Source organism: Hominiventricola filiformis, from assembly GCF_020686965.1.
In the GTDB taxonomy this organism is placed as follows: domain Bacteria; phylum Bacillota; class Clostridia; order Lachnospirales; family Lachnospiraceae; genus Hominiventricola; species Hominiventricola filiformis.
Map to the genome: position 1 here is coordinate 338,193 of NZ_JAJEPS010000001.1, position 17,926 is coordinate 356,118.

The following is a 17,926-nucleotide window of genomic DNA, read 5'->3' on the forward strand; positions in this document are numbered from 1 at the left end:
CCTTGTAGAAAGTCAAGTCGAAGACTTTTCAGGCTCAGGCAGCCAGATGAACAAAAGTGACAGTCTGTGAGCGGAACCGCTTTCGCTAAGTCCTCGATCCAGCGGTACTAAGATTCAAACTTCGCCGCAGGCTCGTTTTCATCAAGTACCGGGACTGCGGACGTTCCTTTCACAGACTGTCACTTTCATTCACCCGACCGCCCGCAAACAGAATCTCGCAAAACTTCCATATCCCAGTTACACTCCAGGACTTGCAAATACCCACTGTTATATGTTACTCTTACTAATATGTATAAACTTCGTAAAAGAAAGAATGAGAGGGTTTTAAAATGTCCAATAACTGTGATGAAACAAAATGCAGCGGTGACTGCTCTACCTGTACCGGCGACGGCATGACCGTAACTCTGACTCTGGATGATGATTCCACTGTAGAATGTGCGATCGTAGGTATCTTTGATGCCGCTGAGAAAGAATATATTGCACTGCTTCCGCTGGATGAAAACGGTCAGAACGAAGACGGCGAAGTATATCTGTACCGCTATGCTGTAGGCCCGAACGGTGCTCCGCAGCTCGACAATATCGAGACAGATGAAGAATATGAAATCGTTTCCGACGCATTCGATGAACTTCTGGATTCCATGGAGTATGACGAGATCGTTTCCGAAGATGAGCTGAACTAAAATTCAATCTAAGTCAAAACAAGGGACTTGTTGCAAAACAGATGAGTACTCATCTATTTCTCAACAGTCCCTTGTTTTTATTTTTCGGAAATCTTCAAAGCAGCTTTCACAGTTTCCATCGCTCGTTCGCGAAGTCCTTTTGCCGTAGTTGCAGGAGAGAAAATACACAAAACTCTCAACAATTCTGTTCCGGTATTAGTAATCTGATGTATTACTTTGGGCGGAGCAACTATCATCGAATCCGGTACAAAAGGATACTCCATTCCATCCACCATTGCAATTCCCATCCCGGAGATACAATACATAGCTTCCGTCTGAGTATCATGAGAGTGAGCATCTATCTGACAACCAGGAGCCCATTCTGTCATATGGACAGAAAATGCACAATCTGTAATTTTATCATCATCTCCCATAAAAACAGGGGTAATAGCACGGTTAAAAGGAGTCGGAATACGAATCGAATTCTCAGAATTATATTTATAATACATGGAATATTCCCTTCCAAAAATTATGAATCGCACAGTAATTTATATCACAATTCTTTTCCCAATTTATAAATCTCGTTTACCACAGTATCCCCAAATACAGAAGTGGAAGCATTACCGCCTACATCACCTGTACGGATTCCTTTATCAAAAGTGTTATATACTGCTTTATCAATAAGTTCAGCTCCTTTTTTCAAGGCTACATCATTATAACGTTTTCCCAACCATTCAAGCATCATCTTTCCAGAAAGAATAGTTGCTGTTGGATTTACTATGTTCATGCCAGCAATCGTAGGCGCTGTTCCATGAGATGGCTGAAACATTGCATGATCATCTCCAATATCTCCTGACGGAGCCATTCCCATACCACCTATATATGAAGCCGCAAGGTCAGAAATAATATCACCATGAGCATTCTCTGCCAAAATGATATCAAATTGTTCCGGATTCTGAGTCATAAGTAAGGTTAAAGCATCAATCATTTTATCATCTGCTTCGACTCTTCCTTTATACTGCTCTGCTACTTCATAAAAAACTTTTTTCATAAATGCAAACGATCGAAAGACATTGCCTTTATGCGTACAGGTTACAAGTTTTTTGCCATCTGCCACACGGCCTGGACGATCTAACGCCATTTCAAAGCAATATTTAGCAGCCTTTTCGGTGCCCTCTCTTGTAATAATTTGTGTATCATATGCACACAGATCACGGACAACACCACCTCCTCCATAGCTGGCAAATAAACCTTCTACACTTTCACGAAAAATCACAAGATCTATTTTCCGGTTAGTTCCACATAAAGCTGATTTGCAATTTGGATATGATTTAATCGGACGCACACCCGCATATAATCCCAGACCAAACCGGATTTTAAACATCAAATGTCCCGTGACTTCTGTGCCATTTTTGTCCGTAACCGGCTTCATGCCACCATGTGGCATTCCAATAGCTCCCATAAGAATTGCATCTGCTTTTTTACAATCTTCATAAGTTGATTCTGGAATTACTTCACCCAATTCAAGAAATCTTTTGTTTCCCACATAATATTCCTGAAAATCAAGTTCATATCCGTTAATAACATCCTGTACTGCATCAAGAACTCTTTTCGCCTGCGCAATTACTTCAGGTCCAACACCATCACCTGGCAGAAGTGCAATATTATAGTTTCTCATTTTAATATCCTCCATCTAATTTGTTGCATCCACAACTGCTTTTACTTCATTGATAAGATTGCCAAGAGTATTTTCATATTCGGACCAGATAGGCTGTACTGATTCCTTGAAGGCATCTATATCAATTTCATCATGAGAGGTAACTTCCATTCCATTTTCTTTTAATTTGTCGAGCGCAGCATCATATCTGTTTGCGCATTCCATACGTTCTTTGTCACGCGCATATTTTGCTGCTTCAGTAAACATATTCTGTTCTTCAGAATCAAGTGAAGACCAGAATGACTGGCTAAAATCCAGCGTTTTGCAGGCATAAAAATGACGACTATCAGAAAAATATTTCTGATATTCCCACATGCTGTTTGCAACTACCGTATCAGGATTGTTGTCATGTCCATCAATGACTCCTGACTGCATTGCTGTGACTGTTTCTGAAATAGACATCACACTTACATTACATCCCCAGTTTTTGAATGTATTCAAATAAATATCACTCTGCATACATCTCATATTTAAATCTTTCAGATCATCAGGTGTTGCTATTGGATGAACATTATTTGTAAAATCACGGAAGCCATTTTCCCAGAAACATATGGCCTTAATACCGGCCTGATCAGTTATTTCCTGAAGCAATTTATCTCCAATCTCACCGTCCAGAACAGCATAGGCCTGTTCACGTGTGCTAAACATAAATGGAAGATCAAGAACTTTTAAATCTTCAACTGTACTTGAAATCACAGAAGTATTCACTTCTGCAAAGTCAACAGTCCCAATCTGCAATCCTTCATAAAGATCACTATCGCCCCCTAATGTTGATGGAAAAATATCTACTGTATATTTTCCATTACTGTGAGACTCCACATAGTCTTTAAAAGCAAGCATTCCCACCTGATAAGTAGTATTTTCATTCCCTGTATGTGCAGCTTTTATCGAAATAGGTGAACCTGTATAATCCGCACCTATATATGTCTCTCCTTCTTTTTGACCCGAAGTGGCATCCTGCGTTATAGCTGTAGAGGTTGCCTCAGTAGATTTATTTTCTGATGCAGAACTATTCTCAGAAGATCCGCAAGCACTCAATGTAGTGCACGCAAACATAAGTGAAAGAAAAATACATACATTTTTAGACATAGATTTCATTTTATACCTCCCAAAAATTAAGTTAAAATAATTTTATCCCATCAAATTCGGCAAAGTCATAGAAATAGCAGGAACATAAGTAATCAGTAGTAAGTCTGCGATTAATAATATCCAGTACGGGACTAATTCTTTCGACATTTCTTCAATACTCACCTGCCCAATTCTACAAGCAACAAACAGATTCACTCCTACAGGCGGTGTAACACAACCCAGAGCCATATTCACAACCATAATGACACCAAAATGAATCGGATTTACTCCAAATGCCACTGCCACAGGTGCGAGTATTCCCGCAAGAACAGTGACAGCAGATGTAGAATCAAAAAACATACCACATACAATTAAAAGTAAGTTTACAAGAAGTAAAAATACAAAAGAATTAGGTGCAATTGCAGCAAAAAGAGCAGCTACTTTTTGAGGAATTTGTTCACTCGTCAAAAGGAATGAAAAAGCCGCAGCCGAAGCAATTACCATGGTAATCATTCCAATTGTAATCAAAGAGTCTTCAACGCATTTACAAAATTTTTTGAAGTTCAGTTCTTTATACACAAATACGCTTAAAAGAAATGCATATACAACTGAAATAATGGCAGATTCTGTTGCAGTAAAAAGTCCTGTATAAATTCCTCCCAGAACAACTACCGGCATCAAAAGTGAGAGCCAGGAATTTTTAAGTGCAGCCAACCATTCTTCATGAGTCGCTTTCTTGCTTCCAACATATCCTCTTTTTTTGCACAAATACCATGATAAAATAATAAGGGATAATCCAATTAAAATACCGGGACCAAATCCTGCAATAAAAATTTTAGAGATGGACGTTTCAGTGATAATTGCATAAATTATCATGGAAATACTAGGTGGAATAATCATTCCAAGTTCTGCAGATACTGCAGTTATTGCACCTGCATATCCTTTGGAATACCGATACTCAACCATTGCCGGAATCAAAATCATTCCAAGCGCTGCCGTGGTTGCTGAACTCGATCCAGATAAGGATGCAAAAATCATTGCTGAAATAATTGTGACAATAGCAACCCCACCTGTGATATGACCCGTCGCAGCTTGTACAAAATTAATTAAGCGTTTAGAAATTCCTCCCTGCCCCATCAAATTTCCCGAAAATACAAAGAACGGAAGTGGCAACAATGAATATTTAGCAATACCAACAAGCATTTTCTGAGCAAGTGCCTGCATTGCAGTATCTGTCAAAAGAAATCCTACAATGGATGCTCCCCCTAACGAAAAGGCAATTGGAACGCCAATGATCATGAGACCAAATAGTGTAACAATAATAAATGGAATCATTATTTACCTCCTCTTTATTCATCTACAATTTCAATAATTCGCGCAATCGTATTAAAAAACATCACGATCATTCCCACAGGTAAAGCAAGATACATCCAAAACATTGTTATTGCTGGAATTGCTGTCGACTTTCTCAAATTTCCAAGCAGAGTCATCTGCCACCCTGCTTTAATAATAAAAGCAAAAATGATAAGTGAAAAAATACATGCAACAATTCGAATAATTTTCTTTGGCTTTTCAGCAAACCTGTTAAGAATAATTGTTACTGAAGTCATATCCCCATGTCTGGTAGCAATGCCTCCTCCCAATGTACACAACCAGGCCATCGCATATGTAACAAGTTCTTCAACCCAGGTTACTGAAAAACCTGGTATAAATCTTGAAACAACAGATAAAAAAACTGTTATGGAAATCAAACATAACAATATTCCCCCAAGACCTTTAGCAATTATATTCATTACATCAACAAGTTTAAAATAAATGATAATTGCCGATTTTTTCTTCAAGTTTCCGGGCATTTATTACCCCCTCCTTTCTTTTGTTAATTAAATTTTAGTAGTTTTCCTATTGCATTTCAACAAATAATTCTGTAATATAGAATTATTTCTATATATTTTTATAAAAAATAGAAATATTTGCATTTTGAGAAAGAAGAGATACTTTATATGGCAAATCAAAATAATGAGGTAGAATATTTATATCGAATAAGCGAGACATATAGCAATATGTCGAAAGGCCAAAAAAAAATTGCACGTTATTTTGTTGAACATCAAAGTGATATGTGCAAATTATCCATAACCCAATTAGCTCAAAAACTGAATGTAACACCTTCTGCTATAACGCGATTTTGTCAAGCATTAAATTATAAAGGTTTTTCCGAATTGAAATTTTATGTTGGAAAAAATATTTTATCTTCGCATAATATGGATAACACTATTTTGAAAGAAGATTCTCTTTCTGTATTGATACAAAAATTAATGATGTTGGATCAGCAGGCAATTGCAGACACAATGCTATTGTTAGATTCGGCAAAATTAAAGAAGATTGCAGAAATATGTATTAAAGCTCCACATATTCATTTTTACGGAGAAGGTGCAACAGGTGTAAGTGCCAGTATGGCATCTGCAATATTGATGCAAATAGGCATTCCTTCACAAAATTATTCAGATTCTGTGATGATGAGAATGGCCGCTTCTACCCTCGAAAAAGGAGATATCGCATTTGGAATAACCTATAGTGGAAAAGCTTTCGATGTTATAGAAGCCATAAAAATTGCAAGAAGAAATGGAGCTGCAACAGTTGCAATTACCGGAAATGCCGGGTCTATAATTACTAACATGGCACATGATCAGATTATATATAGTGGCAATATTCAAGATGAATTAACTCAACTTCCCATTGCAAGAATTTGTGAAATAGCAATTTTCGGATTATTGCAAATTACAATTACAAAATTATCAAAACAATCACCCAAAAAATTAGAGGGAATCAGAAAAAGTATTGAACAAGTACGCAAACAACATAATCACAATATGTAGCCACATCACCAACGGCATTTTCATACAAACTTTTTCCTTCCCTTTCTCTTTTCCTGGGCAGATGAATAATAAATCCTCGTTTCTGCCTAAAATGTCATCAACATGAGTCGAATATTCCACAAAAAGCCAAGTTTGAACATTCGATTGGCTGTATAGAAACTTTGCCGTTACTTCTGCCAAAAATCATCTGCTTTTCCGGGTGTAGAGCAGTGCTGATTTTCTATACATCCAAATCAATTTTCAAACCTGGCTTTCTGTGATAGTTCCAGCAGTTTTTTCTGGTTTCGTGGGCAAAAATCATGCTTTTCTTTTCACCTGCCCGCAACACACCATCTCATCTGGCACAAACGCTCTTTTTTATCCCCCAAACACCGTATCCAGCACATCCGCCAGTGGTTCCATGGTATTCAGTATTTCCTGCAGCGTATTGGTCTGTGCTCCCGTCTCGATGAGCAGCGCCTTTGGCGACAGATGGAGATTATACCTCAGACTTTTGAGATAAATATTTCTGGCAAGTCCCGGATAATACTGATCGCAGGTAAGTTTCAGCTGCAGAGTCAGAGCCAGATTGTCTTCGATATACGGATTGTGGAGGTATTCGATCGGTCCGTTCTTTCTGGTTCTGCTCAGACCGTTAAAGAACATAAAGCGCGCCATCGTCTTTCCATTCAGTTCTGTCACCAGCCTTGTACCTTCCGCAACTCCGTCTCTATGCAGATCAATGACAGATTGAATCGACGGATGTTCTGCGAGTATCTGGCTGATTTCTTCTTCTGCCCGACTGTATGCCTCGCTTCGATCCAATTCTCCGTCGATCAGGTCATAGACACTGGTCACATGCATCACCTTATATCCACGATTTCTCAGAAGTTCCGCCAGATATTCCCCCGCGCCCACGATCGTCGTTGACGGATCTCCCGGCACAGAATCCGCAAATCCTTCCTGTGAATGGGTATGATAGATCAGAATCTGCGGTCCATCCACTGTCCTGTCGATCGTCATATCCTCTGCCAGCAGTTTTTCCGCATCCAGTTCCTGCGCCGTCACCGCTGTTGTCGGTTCCACCGTATAGAAATGACTGAGTAGATATTCATAATCCGACAATTCCTCCAGATTATAAATGGTTCCCATATGAGAGGCTGACTGGTCTTCCGATACCAAACGATCTTCCTTCGGTTCCTGGATCGTCGGTTCCTGGACCGTCTGCTCTGTCTCTTCTGCCGACTGCCTGGACGCTGCCGCATTTTCCTGTTCAGCCAGTGATGCCAGATCATATTCCTGTCCGCTCTCGTCCAGTTCATTTTCGTCATGGACACCGCCCTGGATAAGCATTTCATAAGTTGCCAGATTTTCCGATCCGCCGTTTTCCCAGATTCCTGCCTGCAGCCGCATCAGAGGATGCATCCGAAGTACCATTTCTGCATACCATTTCGAAAATGTTCCTTCCTGCTCTTTTTCCTCCGGAATAAACATACTAGGATAGATATTTGCTGCCGCTTCTTTTACCAGACAATCCTTCATTGTTTCCAGTACCTGATCCGGTGCCAGCTCCACAAGATTCGCGCAAAGCACGGTTCCGCTGGCCGCCAGAATATAGATTCCCATAAGGAATAACAACACCATTGCTATCCGATTTATTCTCATACTCATCCCACCGGTTTATTATATGAGAAATAATTCGACGCCATGCACATTTCCCTATGCCTTCTTCGTTTCTGAAAATACCATATTTAAAGCTTCCGACAACGTAAAACTGAGCTGTTTGATCATCTCGTCAATATTTTTTGGTGTCACAAACATTCCATTAAGATGCGGTGGCATTTTCTCACAGTTTCCCTGAGCGTCATATACAATAGCAGCTGCTTCCACTACAGTCGGCACGCCAATCGCAATGACCGGAATGCCAAGGCTTTCTTTCGTAAGGCTTCCCCTGTGATTTCCAACTCCGGAACCCGGCTGAATTCCCGTATCTGTTATCTGAACAGTTCTTCCCAACCTCCGTGTGCTTCTCGCCGCCAGTGCATCAATTACAATCAGCAGATCCGGTCTGGTCTCTTCGATAATGCCCTGAAGAATCTCCGATGTCTCCATTCCGGTCTGTGCCATAACGCCGGGAACGATTCCGCTCACTACACAGCAGCCATCCATCCCCATCATTTCTCTTCCATATTCTCGAATCAGGTGCCTTGTAATCATCAGGTTGGACACCGCCTGGGGACCAAGTGCATCCGGAGTCACATCCCGATTGCCAAGTCCCGCTACCAGGACGGATTCTGCTGTTCCTGTCAGTTCTCGAAGAAGATCTGCGATCATCTCTGAGACTTCTCTGTGATAGTCTTCATCCGGCGACGCCAGCCCAGGAGCTTCCAGTGTCAGATAAGTTCCCCTCGATTTTCCCATCTCACGGGCTCCCCGTTCCGATACAATTTTCACCCTCGTCAGCCTGACATCCCGTTCCTCGTCACAGGATTCTTCCACTTCCACTCCGTGGATCTCCACACCGCTTCCGTCAAAACTCTCCCTCTCCTCCAGTGCCAGATCTGTACGCACCTTCATTCGTTCCACTTTCTTCCTGCACCTCACTTTTTCTTTTTCCCTATTTTTTCCGAAAAATTGTAATTTATGTATTGACAGTACCGATCCTTTCGACTAGAATATATTCGTGTGTTTCCATGCAAAGCTACCGTGTCTCGCTTTCATGACGCACGTGATAAAGAATAATTATTGAATTGTTAAAGTAAGTTGGAGGTGCACGAAATTGGCTAATATCAAATCCGCAAAGAAGAGAATCCTGGTTACCGAGACCAGAACTGCAAGAAACAAAGCAATCAAATCCGAAGTAAAGACCATGGTTAAGAAAGTATACGCTGCTATTGATTCCAAAGATCAGGAAGCTGCAAAGGCTGCTCTGAAAGCTGCCATTTCCACTATGGACAAAGCTACTTCCAAGGGTGTATATCATAAAAATACTACTTCCAGAAAAATCTCCCGTATGCAGAAAGCTATCAACGAGATGGCTTAATCCGGAGTTTTCGGAAGAACATCATGATAAAAAAACGACTGGTACCGTCATGCCAGTCGTTTTTTTGTGCTGTATTTGACAATCAGAAGTTCCACACTGATCTGATCTCCCATCTGTCCGGTCTTCACCCGTTCTTCTGTATCCACGCAGTCTTCCACTGCCATTTTCAGTTCTCCTGTAGAAAACCGTCTCGCCTGCGCCTGATATTTTCCAAGAGCAAATGGTGGAATTCCCGCTTTTTTTGCCAGTTCAGATTTGTCCAGCCCCCGTCCGCTTAACAGTTTCAGCTGCATCAGCTGATTAAACTGCCGGGTAATCAGGAAAAGGATTCTCATGGGCGGTTCCTTCATGGCCAGCAGATCACTGTAAAGATCCAGCGCTTTCTTCTGGTTCTGCTCCGTAATTGCCTGGATCATCTCAAAGATCCGATTCTCCGTCTGCTCTGTGCAGACCGCTTCCACATCTTCCGTCCTGAGTGCGCTTCTTCCCATTGTATAGCAGAGAAGTTTTTCCAGCTCCCGCTCAATATTTTCCATGTCCGAACCGGTTCTTCCCAGAAATGCGTGCAGCGTCTCCTCTGTGATCTGCTTTCCCTCCCGTTTCAGGATACCAAGAACCCAGCGGGCAAGTGTCCGCTCGTCCTGTCTGACAAATTCCACCACCCGGCCATTATTTTTCACAGCTTTATAAAATTTTCCTCTCTTATCCACTTCGGACTCTGTCATAATAATACAGGTACTGTCTGGGATCTCCGGAATATACTCGGCCAGCTCCGGGCAGGCATTTTTAGCAAAACCGCTGTCGCTGATCTCAATCACACGACGATCTGCAAAGAATGGCATGGTCTCCGCCAGATCAATGACCTCCTTCGGGTTGATGTTCTTTCCCTCAAATGAGGCATAATTCATGGTATCTTCCGGATCAAGAAGCGCTTCTCTTAATCTCTTCCGATACTGATTCCGAAGATAAATCTCTTCTCCTGTCAGCAGGTAAATATTTTTAAATTGTTTGTTTTTGATATCTTCAATAAGCATTTTCATATGCCCATTATACCCTACCGGCCCGAAGATTACAAATTCTTCTTAAGATATTCGCTGACCCGGACTTCATGGCCATCCGTCAGAATCGTAATTGCCCCGCTGTCCTTTGTGATAAAAATCCTGCTTCCCACATCATCAAGCCGTTCCAGCGTCTCCGCGCCCGGATGGCCGTACCGGTTGGCAGCACTGCAGGAGATAAGACTGACCTCCGGTTTTATTTCTTTCAGAAATGCTTCCGAAGACGAATATCTGGAACCGTGATGCGCGGTCTTTAATACTTCCACATCTTCCAGTACACCATTCTTCACCAATGCCGCCTCTGCACGCGAACCAATATCTCCTGTAAACAGCATCTGAAAATCTCCGTATTCCGCCATAATAACCATAGACAGCTCATTCCGATCCTCCCATGGGAGTCCTTTCTCCGGCCAGAGGCAGGTAACCTCCATCGTTTCCGAAGCCAGCCTGTCTCCTGCCCCCATATAAAGAATCTTTGTCCCGGCATCTTTCAGTATCTGTTCCATATTTTTATAGGCATCATCTTTTTCCCTGACCCACGGCAAAACAGCTGTTCCGATCCCGGTTCCAACTTCTGTGATTTCCATAATACCGCTGATATGGTCTTTATCCATATGAGAGATCAGCACATAATCAATCTTCCGATACCCTTTCGATTTCAGAAACGGAAGAATCCTGTAAGTTCCCACTGATGAAACGCTGCTGCTTCCGCCATCCACCAGAAACGTTGTTCCGCCCGGACTTTTGAGAAAGATGCCGTCCCCCTGCCCTACATCCAGCATCGTAATTTCAAACATCTGATTTTGAGGCCGCACACAGAGAAACATCATGCCAAGAGCAAGGGCCATCAGACTTCCTGCCAGCACCTTTCGATCAGGACGGAATCTTTCCGGCCTGGAACTGTATTTCTTCCGATGCTTCTCCCGATACCACACCATCAGACTCCCTGTCAGTATCATATAATAACACACCACCTTCCACCGCTCAGGCTGGCCGGTCACCAGCACTGCACCGGGAAGTTTCAAGAGCCACCTTCCCGCATTTTCATAGATTCCAAAAATCAGGCTGCAGATCCACGCTCCTGCCTTTCCCGCCGGAAGCCAGCACATTCCGGCCATCCCGCAGAATAATCCCGCCGCCATAACAGCTGTCATAAGCGGAATTACCAGCAGATTCAGCATGATAGAATACACCGGATACTGATAAAACGCATCCAGAAGAGCCGGAAATGTTACAAATAATATTGCCAGGCTGATTCCCACTGACTGTCCCACCTTTTTCTGCCAGATTCCATAAAGTTTCCACACCGGTGCGATCAGGGCAATGGCCAGCACCGCACCAAAAGAGAGATAAAATGCACTCTGCCTCAGCTGAAGCGGCATCAGAACAGTGATCAGCAGTCCTGAAAGTGCCAGCCCTGTCAGCATATCATAGGTCCGCCCCAGAACTTCCGCCAGAATGAACAGTACGCACATCACCACTGCACGGACGGTGGAGACAGATGTTCCGGTCAGATATCCATAAGCCAGCAGGAGCACTATAGTAGGAATTCCAGCCAGCAGAAAATGTCCGGTTCCTCTTCTTAACAGCCGGTACAAGCCCAGTCCAAGTAAAGATACATGAAGCCCGGAAATTGCCAGCACATGGGCAATACCATTTTCCTGGTACAGTTCCTTTATCTCTGCATCCAGGCTGCTTTTATCGCCCAGAATCATAGATTTCAGGAGCCCGGCAGTCTTTTCATCCGCTGCACTCTCATAAACATCTGAAAGCCTCTTTTTTAGTTGGAGAAGTGACTCTCTCACCGGCGATGGGTGAACCGTCAGGATATGGACATTTTCCCCATAGACAGTTCCTGCGATTTTTTTTGCACCATAATACAGTTTTCCATCAAACTGCCCCGGATTTCTTTTTTCTTCGATTGGATAAACAGTTCCCGAAAGGGATAGAACTGATCCCACCGGATATTCGGTGTCATCAGTAAGAGTTACGAGTAACTGATCTGCATGCTGTACAGATCCGCTGCTTTCGATCCGGCAATTCGCCAGCGTAAGCTGCATGTTTTCCTTCTGATGCTGCCGGTAAGTGACGGTTCCCGTCACCTGCCCTTTGCATTTTTCCACAATACCCGCGGACCGAATCATCCGATCCGCGGGTATCAGCTGCAGGATGAGAAAGAGCAGAAGCATCAGACAGGCCAGCGGCCGTCTTCTCATTGTTCCACCAGCTCCTCATTTTTCTCAAAAATTGTATTAAAGTTGATAGTTTCCCGATAGACCCGGTTGCTCTCTCCATTGATGCTGAACTGCACCTTAACTGCATCGGTGTTGTCCACAATGGAATTGACGATAGAGTAGATCGGAATATTCTCGGCCACATTATAGCCGGTCTCCAGAAATCCCTCGTCCAGGTTGACATAACAGATCTTATCCTTGATGGAAATGCTCACCAGTTTTGTATTGGTCGGGATCGTCGGGTAAGCTCCTTCAAACGGCGGTCCGGCAATCAACCGTTCCACAATCAGCTTTTCCAGTGCAATATTGCTGTCATACTCCATGGCAACTCTCTGTTCCACCAGTTTGTCTCCGGTTTCATTGGTATAATAAAGTGTCAGGTCCGCAGTCTTATATGCACTGACCTCTTCTCCCGCAGATTCGATAAACTGATCTGCATTCATAAGGCCCACCTCTTTTCCGTGAGTTTCCAGAAGCGGTTCTCCTTCCACACGGAACCCTACATATTCAATTCCGGGAATCTGGCAGAATGTTCTCACATAAGCCGCTCTGCACAATACTTCATATACCCTCTGCATCTCCTGGTATTCCACCGAGAAATCAAGATATAGCTGATTATTTTCCAGTTCATAGTCGTTGATCCGGACATCTTCCGGCAGAACCGGTTTTAATTTTTCATTCTCCGGACTATCTCGAAGCAGCTCGATCAGTTCTCTGATCTGACCATCCGTCGTATCCGCTTGGAGTTCTTTGTTTTCCGCCTCCAGCTTTGTCTCCGCCTGGTTCATGTACCAGATCTTGCAGCCGCCCGTCTCCTTCCGCTTATTGCTTCCGCAGCCAGCCAGGGCCAGCAGCATACACATCAGAAGGAATCTTATAAACCATTTCTTCATCGTTGTTTCCTTCCTTAGACAATATACCGGAGCGGAATCCGAACAATAAATGTGGTCCCTTCATCCACCGTACTCTGTACCTTGATCGCACCGCGATGTGCTACTACAGCACTTCTGGTAATGGCAAGACCAAGACCGGTTCCTCCGATTTCTCTGGAGTGGGATTTATCCACCCGGTAGAAACGTTCAAAAATATAGTCAATGGATTCCTGAGGAATACCGATACCGGAATCACTGACCTTTACATAGAAAAACTTGTGGTCTGCATCCAGTGATACTCTCACCCATCCATTTTCACGGTTGTACTTGATGGCATTCTCCACCAGATTAGAAAATGCAAGCGACAGCTTGGTTGCATCGATCTCTGCCGTTACACTCCGGTTGCTCTCAAATACCAGCTCAATATTGGCTTTTTCCGCAATAGGACGAAGCCTTTTCAGAATCTGTTCAATAAAATCATTGATATCCGTCGATGCAACATTAAGCTCCGTAGATTTCCGGTCCATCTTCACCAGTGTCAGAAGATCGGAGATAACCGAACTCTCACGATCAATCTCATTGGCAATGTCCTGCATAAACTCTTTGTAAAGCTCTACCGGAGCGTCTCCCTGCATAAGAAGCGAATCCGCCAGCACCTTCATGGAAGTCAGCGGCGTCTTCAGTTCATGAGAGACATTGGCTACAAATTCCTGTCTGGATTCTTCCACCAGCCTGAGCCTGGCCAGCATGATATTAAATGTATTGGAGATATTCTCCGTCTCCGTACAGTCATGAATATCCAGATCCCCGTCAAGTGATCCTTCCGCCAGATCCCCGATATACTGATTCATATGCTTCAGCGGGCGTACCAGCCAGTTGGACAGGAGAATGGAAAATGCCAGAGAACAGATAGCAATCACAGATACCCAGATCTCCGAAGATCTCCGAAATCCGCTCAGTTTCGCATAGATACTGTCCGTGGAAGCGCTGACCAAAATAACGCCGGCAATCTTTTTCTCCGTTTCGCTGCCCGCCATAATCGGCACCGTCAGCTCCACAAAACGTCCGCTGGCATAATATCCGGAAGCCTCTCCCTTAAAACATTTGACAACTTCCTCCGATACCATCGTCTTCTCTTCTTCCAGCGCATAGGTATCTTTTACAATATTGAAATCTTCATCAATCAGAATAATACGTCCATCGTAAAGCGTCGCCACCTGAGCCAGATCATTTTCCAGCGATTCATTATGCGGATTATGAAGAAAATCCGCGCTGCTGATCTGATTGCCCAGAATCTGACACTGGTTCTTTACATCATTAGAAAGCTGCACCATGGCCTGTTTCTCATAAGATACCAGAAAAATCTCCGCCATCAGCACTGCCGACAGAAATCCAAACAGAAACAGCAGAACCATGATGCGGAAATTCATGCTTCTGAAAAATTTTCCCTTTGTCTTAAACATTGAAATAATATCCTACTCCCCACTTCGTATGTACATACTTCGGCTCACTGGGATTTGCCTCGATCTTCTCACGGAGTCTCCGGATGTGTACATCCACCGTCCGGACATCTCCCGGATAATCATAACCCCAGACCGCATTCAGCAGATGGTCACGGCTGTAGACTTTATTTGGATTCAGCGCCATCAGCTCCAGCAGATCAAATTCCTTCGCTGTCAGGTTGATCTCTTTTCCGCCGATATTCAGTCTGCGGCTGTCACAATCCAGATGAAGATCACCTTTTTCCACGACTTTCCGATTTTCTTTTTCCGGAGCCTTCTTTTTTGTTCTGCGGATAATCGCCTTAATGCGGGCTTTCACCTCCAGAATATTAAACGGTTTGGTGATGTAGTCATCTGCGCCGTATTCCAGTCCCAGAATCTTGTCCATGTCATCCCCTTTGGCAGTCAGCATGATCACCGGCACAGAAGAAAATTCCCTGATCTGCTGGCACACCTCAAAACCGTCCAGTTTCGGAAGCATTACATCCAGTAAGATAATATCATATTCATTTTCCTTTGCCTTCTGAACAGCCTCTTCTCCGTCATAGGCGCAGTCCACTTCCATGCCTTCCTGTTCCAGACTGAAACGGATTCCCTTTACAATCAGTTTTTCATCATCCACAACTAATACTCTCTGTGCCATCTTCGTTTCTCCTCAATGAACTCTTATCTGATCTTTTATCCTGGAGTATACTCCTTCTTTTATGCCGGAAATCTGCATAATATCTTCCGGCTTTTCAAACGGCCCCTGCTCCGTCCTCCAGGCAATAATTGCCTGTGCACGGCTTTCGCCCACACCTTTCAGCGTCATCAGTTCTTCCACTCCCGCCGTATTAATGTTAACACGTGCATCAGCCTCCTGCTGCTCTTCCGGAAGTTCCTGTTCCTTCTGTTCTGTCTCTTCTGTTTTTTCTGTCTTCTCTGTCTGTTCTGTCTTCTCCGGCTCCGTATCGCAGTAAAATACAAATTCTTCTTTCGGCGTTCCAATGCCGCAAAAAGAAAGACTGCAGCCAGTAAGACAACTGCAGAGAAAAACAGAAACGCCAATCAGCACCGGGCGTATTCTTTTTATGCATTTCATACTTTTCCCACCTGTTCCGGAGAAAAGCTTATCCTTGCGTCCTTCATTTATTGTAGCCGACTTGTCTGTGAAAAACAAGCAGAATCTTCTATGTTTCCCACTCAAAAATAATGACTCCGGCAGCGGCAATGAGAAGTCCGGCCAATCTGCGAAGAGAGAATTCCGCGCGCTCTGCGCCAAAAAGTCCCAATAACTCAATTCCCCAGGAAACCGTCAGCTGAGCGAGTACAATCAACATGGTTGCCTTTGCCGGACCAAGCGCCGACATGCCCTGAATCACCGTATAAGTAATAAACGCGCCGATCACTCCACCCAACAGCATATACCACGGTGTCACCTTAAATACTGCCATAAGACTCGATTGATCGAAGACCGCCCAGATCAGCAGACAGGCCATCAGTGCTGAAAACTGCACCCAGGATGCCGACACCCACACGCTGCTCTGTTTAGTCACTTCTGTATTAAATACTCCCTGAATACTCATCAGCGCGCCGGAAACCAGCGCAATCAAAAAACCGGCCATATGAAAACCTCCTTTATCCGGAGTATCTCCATATGACCGGGATTCTATTCCTGCTTAATCCAGTCTCTGTATCAATTCTTCTGAGAATGCCTGCATCTGTTCAGATGGGTCTTCCCCTCTCCAGATATCTGCAAGCGTCAATTCCAGATTCAGCCACAGATCAGACAGTTCCATCAGTTTCGGTACTTCCGCCGCCTGATCATATGCCTCACAGACAGTTTCCCACGCAGGCGTCGGAGCTTCGGCAAGTGTTCTGCATGCCGGGAGCTTTCCGGCATTTTCATAGAGGCTGCCTGCACATTTCTCCGTGATCCAGGAAACCAGCTCCCATGCTGCATCCTGATTTTGGGAGTAAGGATTCACCACGACGGAAGTAGTCACGGAAAGTCCGCGGGAAATCAGTTCTTCTGTCAGATCCGGGAGTACCGCCGCACTGTAAAAACCTTCGGAAACTTTTCCTTCCCTGATGGCCTGATCCGCCTGTGACAGCATAGATTCATTGGCAATCACATATACAGTCTTACCTGCAAGGAAGTCCTGCATAATTGCATCAGAAGTAATGGTATCCGCATCAATTGCGAAAAAGCTGTTCAGGTTCTGATAATATGCCATACATGCATTAATCTGGTCAAGATCGAGCATCACCTCGTCCTTCCGGTCTCCGTCTTCACCACCCAGATTAGTGTAGCCGCCCATGAACATGTAATCTTCGATAACGTCTGCCACGTTCCAGTTGAAAATATTCTCCACTGCCTCCGTGGTTTCATTCGTCTCAAAATTCTCCGCATAATTCAGAATCTCATCTATAGTCTGAGGTGCACTTTCCACATAAGCCGGATTGTACAACAACACGCTGGTCTCCACATAGAACGGAACCGCAACGGCATTTCCGTTATAAATTACTGCATGGAGCGCTTTCTCCCCGTATGTCTTCTCAATCTGTGACTGCTCTGCCGGCAGGGCAAGACCAGCCTGCGCTGCTTTTCCAAGCTGGGATGTAGCTGCCACATAGAGATCCGGCCCTGTCATCTCTTCCGCCATAGATTTCTCACTGATATTTTCCATATAATCTACTTCCGATACCAGTTCCGTCTGAATCTCCACACCGAGACTTTTTGAGGCCTCCGCTGCCGTTTCTTCCATATAAGTCTGTATATCCGGATCCGTGTACCATACCAACAGCGGGCTCACATTTTCCGGTTCCACCGCTTCTTTATTTTCCTGTTGTCTGGTCTGGAATGTCATCTCCATCAAGAGAAAGATCACAACAATCACAGCCAGAATTCCGGGAATTCTTTTTGACATACCGTCCCCTTT

18 protein-coding genes are annotated in these 17,926 nt (G+C 43.9%); 3 read left to right on the plus strand and 15 right to left on the minus strand.

From position 1 onward, the window contains the following. The first annotated feature begins 392 nt into the window (after positions 1-392). On the plus strand, positions 393-680 hold the full coding sequence (locus LKD36_RS01730) for a DUF1292 domain-containing protein (protein WP_308458578.1): 288 nt from the start codon (positions 393-395) through the stop codon (positions 678-680). A 77-nt stretch (positions 681-757) separates the two neighbouring features. On the opposite strand, the gene LKD36_RS01735 is transcribed toward LKD36_RS01730, so the two are convergent. From LKD36_RS01735 to LKD36_RS01755, 5 genes are read right to left on the minus strand one after another with little or no spacing between them, the layout of a single operon-like run. Next, positions 758-1,168 (minus strand): cupin domain-containing protein, encoded by a 411-nt coding sequence (locus LKD36_RS01735; protein ID WP_118768898.1) that lies wholly within the window; start codon positions 1,166-1,168, stop codon positions 758-760. A gap of 44 nt (positions 1,169-1,212) precedes the next feature. Continuing rightward, positions 1,213-2,337, minus strand: a complete 1,125-nt coding sequence (locus LKD36_RS01740) for an isocitrate/isopropylmalate dehydrogenase family protein (RefSeq protein ID WP_308458429.1) — start codon at positions 2,335-2,337, stop codon at positions 1,213-1,215. A 15-nt stretch (positions 2,338-2,352) separates the two neighbouring features. Next, the gene (locus LKD36_RS01745; protein ID WP_118768896.1) at positions 2,353-3,474 is read right to left on the minus strand and encodes a TRAP transporter substrate-binding protein; all 1,122 of its coding nucleotides are present in this window, start codon (positions 3,472-3,474) and stop codon (positions 2,353-2,355) included. Between the two features lie 33 nt (positions 3,475-3,507). Beyond that, complete coding sequence (locus LKD36_RS01750) at positions 3,508-4,779, minus strand: TRAP transporter large permease (RefSeq protein ID WP_308458430.1); 1,272 nt, start codon at positions 4,777-4,779, stop codon at positions 3,508-3,510. Between the two features lie 14 nt (positions 4,780-4,793). After that, complete coding sequence (locus tag LKD36_RS01755) at positions 4,794-5,297, minus strand: TRAP transporter small permease (RefSeq protein ID WP_118768895.1); 504 nt, start codon at positions 5,295-5,297, stop codon at positions 4,794-4,796. A gap of 147 nt (positions 5,298-5,444) precedes the next feature. Between LKD36_RS01755 and LKD36_RS01760 the strand changes: the two genes are divergently transcribed. After that, positions 5,445-6,317: a MurR/RpiR family transcriptional regulator gene (locus tag LKD36_RS01760; protein WP_118768894.1), complete on the plus strand. Its 873-nt coding sequence runs from the start codon at positions 5,445-5,447 to the stop codon at positions 6,315-6,317. A gap of 357 nt (positions 6,318-6,674) precedes the next feature. Here LKD36_RS01760 and spoIIP read toward each other — a convergent pair whose 3' ends face one another. Next, positions 6,675-7,961, minus strand: a complete 1,287-nt coding sequence (gene spoIIP / locus LKD36_RS01765; RefSeq protein WP_308458431.1) for a stage II sporulation protein P — start codon at positions 7,959-7,961, stop codon at positions 6,675-6,677. A 54-nt stretch (positions 7,962-8,015) separates the two neighbouring features. Continuing rightward, positions 8,016-8,873 (minus strand): GPR endopeptidase, encoded by an 858-nt coding sequence (gene gpr, locus LKD36_RS01770; RefSeq protein ID WP_308458432.1) that lies wholly within the window; start codon positions 8,871-8,873, stop codon positions 8,016-8,018. A 202-nt stretch (positions 8,874-9,075) separates the two neighbouring features. Between gpr and rpsT the strand changes: the two genes are divergently transcribed. Beyond that, on the plus strand, positions 9,076-9,339 hold the full coding sequence (gene rpsT / locus LKD36_RS01775; RefSeq protein ID WP_118768891.1) for a 30S ribosomal protein S20: 264 nt from the start codon (positions 9,076-9,078) through the stop codon (positions 9,337-9,339). Between the two features lie 47 nt (positions 9,340-9,386). Here rpsT and holA read toward each other — a convergent pair whose 3' ends face one another. From holA to LKD36_RS01815, 8 genes are all read right to left on the minus strand, one after another. Further along, positions 9,387-10,379, minus strand: a complete 993-nt coding sequence (gene holA, locus LKD36_RS01780; protein WP_308458433.1) for a DNA polymerase III subunit delta — start codon at positions 10,377-10,379, stop codon at positions 9,387-9,389. Positions 10,380-10,408: 29 nt separating this feature from the next. Continuing rightward, positions 10,409-12,613 carry a DNA internalization-related competence protein ComEC/Rec2 gene (locus LKD36_RS01785; RefSeq protein WP_308458434.1) on the minus strand — a complete coding sequence of 735 codons (2,205 nt, stop codon included), beginning with the start codon at positions 12,611-12,613 and terminating at the stop codon, positions 10,409-10,411. Beyond that, on the minus strand, positions 12,610-13,524 hold the full coding sequence (locus tag LKD36_RS01790; protein ID WP_308458435.1) for a GerMN domain-containing protein: 915 nt from the start codon (positions 13,522-13,524) through the stop codon (positions 12,610-12,612). The genes LKD36_RS01785 and LKD36_RS01790 overlap by 4 nt, the downstream gene beginning before the upstream one ends. 14 nt (positions 13,525-13,538) lie before the next feature. Continuing rightward, complete coding sequence (locus LKD36_RS01795; protein ID WP_118768887.1) at positions 13,539-14,966, minus strand: HAMP domain-containing sensor histidine kinase; 1,428 nt, start codon at positions 14,964-14,966, stop codon at positions 13,539-13,541. After that, positions 14,959-15,648, minus strand: coding sequence for a response regulator transcription factor (locus LKD36_RS01800; RefSeq protein ID WP_118768886.1), 690 nt, complete (start codon positions 15,646-15,648; stop codon positions 14,959-14,961). The genes LKD36_RS01795 and LKD36_RS01800 overlap by 8 nt, the downstream gene beginning before the upstream one ends. A 12-nt stretch (positions 15,649-15,660) precedes the next feature. Beyond that, a complete protein-coding gene (locus tag LKD36_RS01805; protein WP_308458436.1) occupies positions 15,661-16,086 on the minus strand; it encodes a ComEA family DNA-binding protein in 426 nt (141 codons plus the stop codon). Positions 16,087-16,174: 88 nt separating this feature from the next. Further along, positions 16,175-16,609 carry a DMT family transporter gene (locus tag LKD36_RS01810; protein WP_308458437.1) on the minus strand — a complete coding sequence of 145 codons (435 nt, stop codon included), beginning with the start codon at positions 16,607-16,609 and terminating at the stop codon, positions 16,175-16,177. A gap of 54 nt (positions 16,610-16,663) precedes the next feature. Continuing rightward, complete coding sequence (locus LKD36_RS01815; protein WP_308458438.1) at positions 16,664-17,914, minus strand: sugar ABC transporter substrate-binding protein; 1,251 nt, start codon at positions 17,912-17,914, stop codon at positions 16,664-16,666. Between the last annotated feature and the right edge of the window lie 12 nt (positions 17,915-17,926).